Genomic DNA, 9,905 nt, shown 5'->3' with positions numbered 1-9,905 from the left:
TGGTGGGCACCCGAGGCCGGTGAGCAAGTGGTGGTGTTATCACCGTGTGGTGAATTGGCCCAGGGTTTTATTTTACCTGCAGTGTATCAGGATAAATATCCAGCTCCACAGCAAACACCTGAAGTATCAGGCAGCTATTACAAAGATGGTGCGCGGATTCAATATAACCGCGAACAGCACCATTATGATATTCATTTACCTGATAGTGGTACCTGTACCTTACATTCGCCTGCAGGAATAAAAATGATCAGTGATGTGCATGTGACAGGTAATATCAAGGCCACAGGAGATATCACCGATAAAACCCGTAGTATGGCGGTAGATCGTGCCATTTATAACAGCCATTTAGATCAGCATCATGTGCCACCCAAACCAAGACAATAGCAAGGTTGAGAAGGTATAATGGCTCTTTTTATGTCGTTTTCTGGGGAAATGATAATGAGATCTTTTTTAATTACTTGCCTGCTTTGCATTGCAAGTATTGTAAATGGTGAGGAATTAGACTTTGATTGGGAGTTTTTGAACTCCAATGCATCAATCCAAGAAAAGTATGATCATATAATTACTATGGACTATCACTTTTCCCAGGCTGCCCTTAACAGCAAGAATCTACTTGATTATGCATCATATTATTTTCGTAGCTTAGATCATGGAAAAAATACTCAAAAAATTAGTTTGCTAAAAAGTATATTGGCAAAGTTTAGTGAGGCCGACCCCGTTGCCAAAACTGTTTTAGGGACTATCTATCATGCAGAAAGTAGTAAAATTTATACTGAGTTTATCAAAGAAAATCCAAACGCTATAAATGATGATAGGCTAACATACCTAGAAAAGTACCATACTTTGATTTATTCTGATTCAGCTGAGAAAGGGAACAAACTGTATCAAGAAGCTTGTGAGAGCCATGAAGTAAGAGCTTGTATGTGGCATTATTTTTCAGTTCTTGAGTATTTAAAGTTCTGCGGTCATATCAATGATGGAAATATATTTAACTGTGGTCCTTTGATACTAAAGGTGGCTGGTGCAGAAAATAAAGTGCTTTCTGAAGCTATTTTTAACTATGAGAATGACGATGACCTAAGCTTAAAGCCAAACTACGCATATATGATATTCGGAATATATAGGCATGGCATATCACCTTTAAGTGAAAACTATCCAGAGATTCAAAAACAGTTTGGTTTTACTCGGGATGCAAAAAAAGCAGAACTTTGGAAAAAAAGAGCAGAAAAGTACATTAAACAACATAATCTAGAAGACATCTAAACAGCTTTCTAACCCACTTATCTTAGTGGGTTAACTCCTCTTATATCATGCACGGCATAGACAACCAAACAGGCCAAACCCTTTCTGGCATTGACCACCTTAAGCAATCAATTACTGATATTTTAACCACCCGCATTGGCACCCGGGTCATGCGGCGTGATTATGGGAGTCGGTTGCCGGAGTTAATTGATGAGCCGTTGAATAGTGCTTTAAGGTTAGAGCTCATTGCCGCTACCGCTGAAGCGTTAGCCCGCTGGGAACCCCGATTTAAACTCACTAAAGTTACACCCACCCGCACACAACCAGGTCAAATCGAAATCTACTTGGAAGGCATTTACTTACCCGATGGTAACCCTGTTACCTTGGACGGGATTATTTTATGAGTGAATATACCGCAATTGATTTATCCCAGTTACCCGCGCCGGATGTCATTGAGCAGCTGGATTATGAAAGCATTTTTAATACGATGCTGGATCAATTAAAAAGCTATGGTTTTACCGCGTTAGTGGAGTCCGATCCGGCTTACAAAATCCTGGAAATTTCTGCCTATCGTGAGTTACTCATTCGTCAGCAATTTAATGAGCGTGCGCAGTCTCTGTTATTAGCCTATGCCTGTGGTGCGGATCTCGATCATATTGGTGCCAATTATGGGGTAAAGCGTAAAGTGATTAAACCCGCTCAACCGGATGAATTTCCACCTGTGCCAGCTGTGATGGAACCCGATGACGAATTTAGACGGCGAATTCAACTGGGACCCGAAGGCTATTCCACAGCAGGTCCTGAAGGTGCGTATTTATTTCATGCGAGTAAAGCCCATGACCAAATACTGGATGTAGCGCCTTATTCGTTAAAGCCGGGCGAAGTCACGGTCTGTTATTTACCGCGTAGAGAAGTCAACACCACGCTTGATCAGGAAATAAAGCAAGCTTTAGAAACCACCTTAAATCGTGAAGGTATCCGACCGTTGACGGATAAAGTGATTATTCGAAGAGCTGAGATCATTCCTTACCACATTAAAGCGGATGTGCATGTCTTTCATGGTCCTTCAAAAGATGCGATTCAACACGAAGTCGAAAAACAATTAAACAGCTATTTAGCCCAGTGTTTTGCCTTGGGTAAAACGGTGGCTATCTCGGGTATTTATGATGCATTGCATACTGGTGGTGTACGCCGCGTTGAATTAATATCACCCTCCACGGATATTGTCACCGAGCAATGGCAAGCGCCTAAAAATACTAAAATTGCACTGAATTTTACGGCTTAATTTTACTGCCTAGTCATTTATTCCCACCTTTTTAAATTTTATTGTATGTCCTTACTGCCCAGTAATGCTTCGCCCTTTGAACGTGCGTTAGAAGACAGCTGCGCCCGCGTGTCGGCGATTCCAGCACGTCCCGATATTATTTGGCAGCCGGATGTATGCCCTGAACCACTTTTACCCTGGCTAGCCTGGGCGTTATCGGTGGATGAATGGGATGAAAACTGGACCAGTGATATAAAACGTCGGGTGATTAAAGCGTCTATTGAAACCCATCTTATTAAAGGTACCCGCAAGAGTATACGCCTGGTGTTGGATGCCTTGGGCTATGAGAGTGATATCCGGGCTTGGTATGAGCTTGATCCTGTAGGCGAGCCGTACCATTTTGAAGTGATGGCTTGGCGACGGCGTGATGTGCCTGCGAACAAAGACACCATCAAGCGTATGGAAAAGCTGATATGCCAGGTTAAAAGCTTACGTGATCATTTCCAACTGAGTTTAACGTTTAATTTAGATACCCGTTTTTATGTCAGTGGACTCAAACAGCGTGGTATTCAGAGCAGTGATCAAACCTACCAAAGCACCATTCTACAAGCACCCCATTTACAGCAATCACTGAATACGGCCAGTGTCAGCTATCAGGTGAGCACGCATAGCCATGACACCTTAACCAGCCAGTTACCCCGTCAGGCGTTAACGGTTAAACCAGTGCTTTCAGCCGCATTTCGTGGTTACCACATCAATGATTTAACGATGAGCGTCCAATTACCATGAGTGATCCTATTCTGCAATTTACCCAAGCCGGCCTGGCGGAATTAATCAGTGCTAAAAACGCGGGGATTAAAGCCACCATTACCCATATGGCCGGAGGCGATAAAAGCTATACACCACAACCGAATCAAACACGCCTGGTGAATGAACGCCAACGGGTAGACATTCTTGATTACGAAGAATTAAGTCCAACTCAGTTACGTTTGGGGGCTGTTTTTAAAGGTGAACTTGAATATGAAGTACGGGAAATTGGTTTGTTTTTATCATCGGGTACTTTGCTGGCTGTCCATTCGCAACCCAATCACTTATTAACCTATAAATCGGCTCATAGTCATTGGCTTCAACGACTGACGTTGGATATTTCACCACTCCCCAGCAACAGCATAAACGTGGTGGTGGGCACTGAAAATATTAATTTATTACTGGTCAACGAACTGGCCACCATGGCAGCCGCGACCATTGATAATATGCATCGGCATATTGAATTGTTCTTACGTATCAACCAACTGGAAAAATAAAAGGTTTAATGATGAGTATTGAAAATCAATTAGCAGAAACAGTCCTAGCCTGTAACCGATTAACCACCGCCGTAAATAATAAAATCACGGACATTGACCAACAAATGGCACAGTGCATTACCAAAATTAATAACCAGCTCAATCAAACCTTGTATTTATTGCCGAGGATTGTGATTACCCATAACCAACAATTAGAAATAAACGAAAATCATCCCCAAAAACACCCCTTTAATTTTCAAATACATGATGATGTTGAAGCCTCAGTGCATATGCGCATTCAAGCGAATCCCAAGGATAGAACCGCAGACCAAATTGCCTTATTGCAAGAGATGGGGCTTGATATTGGCGTGGATATGCATATCCACGATCATTATCGCATGCCGTTTAATGTGATAAAGCTGAGCTGGACCAAGCGTGAGCCGATCAGTTACTGGTTAGCCTTTCCCAATACGGCGGACTCAGCCGCATCAGCAATTCCCTTAAATACGTTCATCACCATTGGAGCCTTTGTCAAAGTGCTCGCAGGCCGTGCGTCGGGGGTATGGTGTGAAGGAGCACGTTTAGGAAAATGGACGTTTTGTCGTACGCAGTTTTCACCTGCAGGTTTTGGTCGCTATACCCATATTCATCCTTACCGTGATTCTGATAGTGGTGAAGTATTAATAGCGTTACCCGCCGCGATTACAGGCCATATTGATAACCCTGGGCAGTGGTATCCCAATATTGAATTACAAAAAGCCCATAATGTGACGTCCACGACCAACGCCACAACTACAGACGCCTAATACACGTTAATTTTTCCCTCCTTAATTTCTTCATTAATTAATCCAATTATTTAAAGGTGAACCATGCCAGGACAATTTTTACATGGCGTTGAGGTCGTGGAAATCGATAGCGGTCCACGCCCGATTCGCACCGTTAAAAGCTCCGTCATTGGTTTAGTGGGTACCGCCCCGGAAGCCGATGACCAGGCTTTTCCGGAAAACAAACCCATATTAATCGCTGGCTCATTACGCGAAGCTACAAAACTCGGTGATAAAGGCACATTACCGACTGCCATTAAAGGGATTTTTGATCAGATTGGCGCGTTGGTAGTGGTGATTCGCGTCAAGGAAGAAAGCGAGGAAGCGAAACAAATCAGTGCTTTAGTCGGTAATGGTCAGAGTGATCCACCCACGGGTATTTATGCATTATCTGCAGCCAAATCTGTGGTGGGTGTGCAACCCCGTTTGCTGATTGCCCCGGGGTATAGCCAATTAGAGCCGGTGGGCAAAGCGCTGGACATGATCGCCAATCAACTTAATGGTATGGCGATTATTGATGGCCCGAATACTACGGGTGCAGACGCCATCCAGTATAAAAATAAATACGACAGTCGTTATGCGTATTTAATTGATCCCTGGGTCCAGGTCTGGGATATCCATAGCAATCAAGCGGTAGATAGACCACCCTCGTCGTATGTGGCGGGACTGATGGCTAAAGTGGATAACGATAAAGGCTTTTGGCATTCACCGTCGAATAAGCAGATTAATGGCATTATTGGCACCAGTCGGCCCATTGACTTTACCCTGGGTGATGCGAATTGCCGGGCTAATTTACTCAATGAAAACCATATCACCACTATTATTCAGGAAAATGGTTATCGACTCTGGGGGAATCGCACCACCTGTATCACCGATCCGAAATGGGCGTTTGTCAATGTGGTCAGGACCAAGGCGATTATCGAAGATTCATTATTGCGTGCTCACCTGTGGGCCGTGGATCGAAATATCACTAAAACCTATTTTGCCGATGTATCGGAAGGCGTGAATCGTTATTTGCGCACATTAACCGCATTGGGCGCGATATTAGGCGGCGAATGCTATCCGAACGAGGAATTAAATACACCCGATAATTTAGCCGCGGGTAAAGTGTATTTTGATTTTGACTTTACCCCACCCGCACCCGCTGAACATGTTGTGTTTAGGTCATCGATGACCGATCGCTATTATGAAAACTTACTGGGGAATTAATTATGCTTGCAGGTTATCAACTCCATAACGGCTGTTTGTGGCTGGATGGCGTCAGTATGCGCGGGGTGATTGAAGAAATCACGCCACCGAAATTAACGGCGAAAACCGAAGACTTTTATGCCGGCGGCATGGACGGTCCAGTGCCCATTATGGTGGGTATGGAAGGCTTAGAACTCAGTTTTAGTATTAAAGACATGAATGCCACCGTGCTGGAAAACTTCGGGTTACAACAGGGTAATGACGGCTTACCTGTCAAAATCAAAGGCGGCTTACAAAAAGGCAATAGCCATGAGGTGAAACCATTTGAAGTGATCGGTACCGGGTTGGTCAGTGAGGTGGATATGGGCTCGTTAAAACCCGGTGAAATGAGCACCATGAGTGTCACCATGAAACTGCATTACTACAAGTTAAGTATTGATAATAACGTCAAAGCCGAAATTGATTTAATCAATATGAAGCGGGTGATTAACGGCGTGGATCAATTAAAACAAATGCGCGATGCGTTGGGTTTTTAAAACGGCCTTTAGATTTTTATTTTCTTTTTTTAATAAATTGAATAGGTAAAACCATGAGCGAATTAATCACACTAGACTATCCCATTAACGTCAATGGCGAAGTGATTACAGAAATTAAATTACGTCGGCCTACCGTCAAAGATATGAAAAATATCGATAAACAAGGCGGTACCGAATTAGAACAAGCCATTGCCATGATGGCCAACTTATCCGGGTTAAGTCAACAGGCTATTGAACACATCGATGGCGCGGATTTTACTAAAGTCAGCGAGGTGATCGCCGATAAATTTTTTCGTCATTAATTATCGCCACTGTCAAACCATCGTCTTTGCTTTAGCTGCCCGCTTACCTGGAACTCCATTGTCTGAACTTTTAAGCATGCCACTGGATGAATTGGTGGATTGGTTTGATGCCGCCCCGAAAGAGCCTATCTTATGAGTAAACTTGCTTTAAATATTGCCATTGGTGCATTTTTAGATAAATCACTGGGTAAATCCATTAAAAAAAGCCAGGCCTCAGCGGCAAAGTTGGGCAAGGCTTATCGCGAAACCAACAAGCAGTTAGCTGCTGTAAAAGAGTTCAATAAATACAAAGCCAAACTCACGGAATTAAAAGGTAAACAAACCACCACCCGTCAATCGGCTCACCGGCTAGCCGAGCGGATTAAATCCGTTGAAGTGCAGTATAAATCAGCGACACGCGCCGTTAAAAAATACGGCATTGCTCTGGATAAATCCGCTAAAGCTCAGAAGAAATTACAGCGCAAAGTCGCCTTGCAAAAGTTTGGCACCAAACTCATGCCGGGTGTCGGTAAGGTTGCCGCAGGTCTGAAGCGAGGTGCGGGCTTCATGGCGGGTGGTGCCACGGCGGCCTTTGGTTTATCCGCCTGGACGGCTAACCGACTCGATCCTATTGCGAAAACCGCTGACAAGTTAGGTATAGGCATTGAAGCCCTTCAGGAATTCCAGTATGCCGCCGAGCGTTCAGGCTTATCGGTTAAGCAATTTAATACAGGCACTCAGCGTATGATACGCCGTGTGGCGGAAGCGGCCAAAGGTACAGGGACGGCTAAAGGTGCATTGCAAGAACTAGGGTTAAATGCCCAATGGCTTGGGAAGTTAAAACCTGAACAACAGTTAGATCAAGTGGCAGAAGCGCTTAGCCAAGTCAAAAACCAAAATGACCGGGTACGGCTGGCGATGAAGTTATTCGACAGTGAAGGGGTCGGTATGGTTAATATGCTCAAAGATGGGCGCAAAGGTTTACAACAGTTGCGGGCAGATGCCCGCGCCACGGGGAATGTGCTGGGTGAAAAAGCCGCGCGGGATGCAGAGAATTTTAATGATGCCTTGCTGGATGCCCAAATGGCCTTGGGGGGCGTGAAAAACACCATCGGTGCGGCGATGATGCCGGCCTTCACGCAATTAATGAAACACTTTAAAGCCTGGGTGGTGAACTTCCAACCGAAAATACAAGCCTTTGCCAAAAATATCAGCAGCCGCTTTAAAAGCTGGGCGAAAAATGTCTATGCCTTGGGCCAGGGCTTTTTTAGTGTGACCAGTGTGATTAGTAATTTTATTTCCACCACCATTGGCTGGAAAAACCTCGGCTATATCTTAGCGGGTTTAATGGGCGTCAAATTATTTACCTCCATCATGACCTTCGGTAAAGCCATCTGGAGTTTAATCCCGATTATTAAAGCGGTCGGAGCGGCCTTTTTAATGAATCCCATCGGTTTAGTCATTACCGCCATTGCGGGTAGTGCAGCATTAATTATTACCTACTGGGAACCGATTAAGGGCTTTTTTAGTGGTGTTTGGGATAGCGTTAAAGGCTATTTTACCCAGTTCTGGGACTGGACGAAAAATATCTTTTTGAGTTATTCACCCATTGGCATCCTTATTAAAAATTGGGCACCGGTCACCAATTTCTTTAGTGAAACCTGGGACAACATTAAAGGACTATTTACGGGAGCGTGGGATCTCATTAAAGGTATTTTTAATAAATCCCCCATTGGTATGTTGCTCAAACACTGGAAACCAGGCTTTGAATGGCTGGCGTCTAAATTCAGTTGGATTAAGGACATCATCAGTAGTGTCTTTAACTGGTTTGGGGATGATGATGAGGAAGAGGAAAAAAACAATAAGCAAAAAACGAAGCCTAAACCTAAACCATCGTCGTATATTGCCCCACAACACCGTGGGCGGAGTCGGGGCATTCACTATGGGGTGAAGTCATCAGGACGTGTGATGTCCTTAGCCAAAGCACGTAATAATGAGATGATACAGGACAAATTAAGGCAAAGACGTTACCAGCAGATCAAAATACAAAACCAGTCGCGTACCAATATTAATGCCCCGATTACCATTCAAACCCAACCGGGTCAGAACAGTGAAGACATTGCTAAACGGGTAAGGGAAGAACTCAAACGGCGAGAATTTGAGGAAGAATCTGATCGTCGGGCATCACTTTATGATCAGGACGGTTTGACATATGGCTACTAGCACCTTACTGAAATTAGGACTGTTTACCTTTTCTATTGAAACGGCGGCGTTTAATCAACTGCAACGTGCCTGGTCATTTACCTGGTCAGAACAAAAGCGCTTGGGCACCATCCCACAACTGCAGTATACCGGCGAAGGCCAGCAAACCATTAACCTGTCAGGTAGTGTATTTCCAGGACAGTATGGTGTCGTCGATACCGTTGAGAAAATGGCCATACTCGGAAGGCAAGGTAAGCCATTATTGCTGGTAGCCGGCACGGGTGATTTACTCGACTACTGGTGTATTACCAGTGTGGAGCAGACCAACAGTTACTTGGATCAGCAAGGTCAACCCCGAAAAATCAACTTTAGTTTAGCGATCAGTTACTACGGTGAATACGATGCAATATCGGACCAAACAAAACGATAGTCTTGATGCGATTTGCTGGCACTACTATGATAAGCCCCGTGAGGTCGGTTACTACGTCCTTAATGTATTAGCCGCAAACCCGGACCTGGCTGAGCTGGGTCCGGTGCTGCCTGCAGGGTTAACCATCGAGTTGCCTGATCTTTCTTCCCCGGTTCAAACCACGCAAAAGCTTTGGGATTAGTATGCAACCCACCTTTAGTATTTTCTTGGGTGATAAGAACCTAGCACCGACCATTAACCCGTTACTCATTAGCCTGGAACTCACTGACGAAGCGGGTTGGAAGTCTGACAGCTTAACCCTCACCCTGGTTGATAATGGCTCGTTAGCCATCCCCAAAAAAGGCGCTCAATTATCCTGTGCGTTGGGTTATGTAGAAACTGGTTTAGTGCCTATGGGGAATTATACGGTGGATGAGGTATTACTCTCAGGACCACCCAACCAAATGCAGATCAAAGCCCGTGGTGCCGATTTAAAAGGGTCTATCCGTGCCCCTCGAAGTCAAAGCTGGCATCAGGTAAAATTAACGGATATTGTGGGGACCATTGCCCAACGACATAACTTAAATCCAAAAGTCGCTGACAAATTTACTAACTTAATCATTCAGCATATTGATCAAACAGAAGAAAGCGACCTGCACTTTTTAAGTCGTATCGC

General features: G+C 44.4%; 13 protein-coding genes and 1 pseudogene. All 14 read left to right on the top strand.

The window, feature by feature from the left end:
* Positions 1-384 (top strand): phage baseplate assembly protein V (locus tag KHS79_RS25420; protein WP_212722974.1); only part of this gene is annotated, 384 nt, incomplete at its 5' end.
* Positions 385-438: 54 nt separating this feature from the next.
* Entirely contained in the window at positions 439-1,263 is an 825-nt protein-coding gene (locus KHS79_RS25415; RefSeq protein ID WP_212722973.1) for a hypothetical protein, read from the top strand.
* 47 nt (positions 1,264-1,310) lie between these two features.
* Positions 1,311-1,646, top strand: a complete 336-nt coding sequence (locus tag KHS79_RS25410; protein ID WP_212722972.1) for a GPW/gp25 family protein — start codon at positions 1,311-1,313, stop codon at positions 1,644-1,646.
* Positions 1,643-2,527 carry a baseplate assembly protein gene (locus KHS79_RS25405; RefSeq protein WP_212722971.1) on the top strand — a complete coding sequence of 295 codons (885 nt, stop codon included), beginning with the start codon at positions 1,643-1,645 and terminating at the stop codon, positions 2,525-2,527. The genes KHS79_RS25410 and KHS79_RS25405 overlap by 4 nt, the downstream gene beginning before the upstream one ends.
* Positions 2,528-2,572: 45 nt before the next feature.
* Entirely contained in the window at positions 2,573-3,295 is a 723-nt protein-coding gene (locus tag KHS79_RS25400; protein WP_212722970.1) for a phage tail protein I, read from the top strand.
* Positions 3,292-3,810, top strand: a complete 519-nt coding sequence (locus KHS79_RS25395; protein ID WP_212722969.1) for a phage tail-collar fiber domain-containing protein — start codon at positions 3,292-3,294, stop codon at positions 3,808-3,810. The genes KHS79_RS25400 and KHS79_RS25395 overlap by 4 nt, the downstream gene beginning before the upstream one ends.
* An 8-nt stretch (positions 3,811-3,818) precedes the next feature.
* Positions 3,819-4,595: a hypothetical protein gene (locus KHS79_RS25390; protein ID WP_212722968.1), complete on the top strand. Its 777-nt coding sequence runs from the start codon at positions 3,819-3,821 to the stop codon at positions 4,593-4,595.
* A gap of 156 nt (positions 4,596-4,751) precedes the next feature.
* Positions 4,752-5,822, top strand: coding sequence for a phage tail sheath subtilisin-like domain-containing protein (locus KHS79_RS25385; RefSeq protein ID WP_212722967.1), 1,071 nt, complete (start codon positions 4,752-4,754; stop codon positions 5,820-5,822).
* 2 nt (positions 5,823-5,824) lie between these two features.
* On the top strand, positions 5,825-6,337 hold the full coding sequence (locus KHS79_RS25380) for a phage major tail tube protein (protein WP_212722966.1): 513 nt from the start codon (positions 5,825-5,827) through the stop codon (positions 6,335-6,337).
* A 53-nt stretch (positions 6,338-6,390) separates the two neighbouring features.
* A complete protein-coding gene (locus KHS79_RS25375) occupies positions 6,391-6,639 on the top strand; it encodes a phage tail assembly protein (protein WP_212722965.1) in 249 nt (82 codons plus the stop codon).
* Between the two features lie 132 nt (positions 6,640-6,771).
* Positions 6,772-8,841 (top strand): phage tail tape measure protein, encoded by a 2,070-nt coding sequence (locus KHS79_RS25370; protein ID WP_212722964.1) that lies wholly within the window; start codon positions 6,772-6,774, stop codon positions 8,839-8,841.
* Positions 8,831-9,250: a phage tail protein gene (locus KHS79_RS25365; protein ID WP_212722963.1), complete on the top strand. Its 420-nt coding sequence runs from the start codon at positions 8,831-8,833 to the stop codon at positions 9,248-9,250. Before KHS79_RS25370 ends, KHS79_RS25365 begins: the two co-directional genes overlap by 11 nt.
* The gene (locus tag KHS79_RS25360; protein WP_212722962.1) at positions 9,222-9,431 is read left to right on the top strand and encodes a tail protein X; all 210 of its coding nucleotides are present in this window, start codon (positions 9,222-9,224) and stop codon (positions 9,429-9,431) included. Before KHS79_RS25365 ends, KHS79_RS25360 begins: the two co-directional genes overlap by 29 nt.
* Position 9,432: 1 nt before the next feature.
* Positions 9,433-9,905 (top strand): annotated as a pseudogene (locus KHS79_RS25355) (contractile injection system protein, VgrG/Pvc8 family); the annotation flags it as partial.

This window comes from Zooshikella ganghwensis, from assembly GCF_018263875.1.
Classification (GTDB): domain Bacteria; phylum Pseudomonadota; class Gammaproteobacteria; order Pseudomonadales; family Zooshikellaceae; genus Zooshikella; species Zooshikella ganghwensis.
This window is presented reverse-complemented; position numbering and strand designations above follow the sequence as displayed.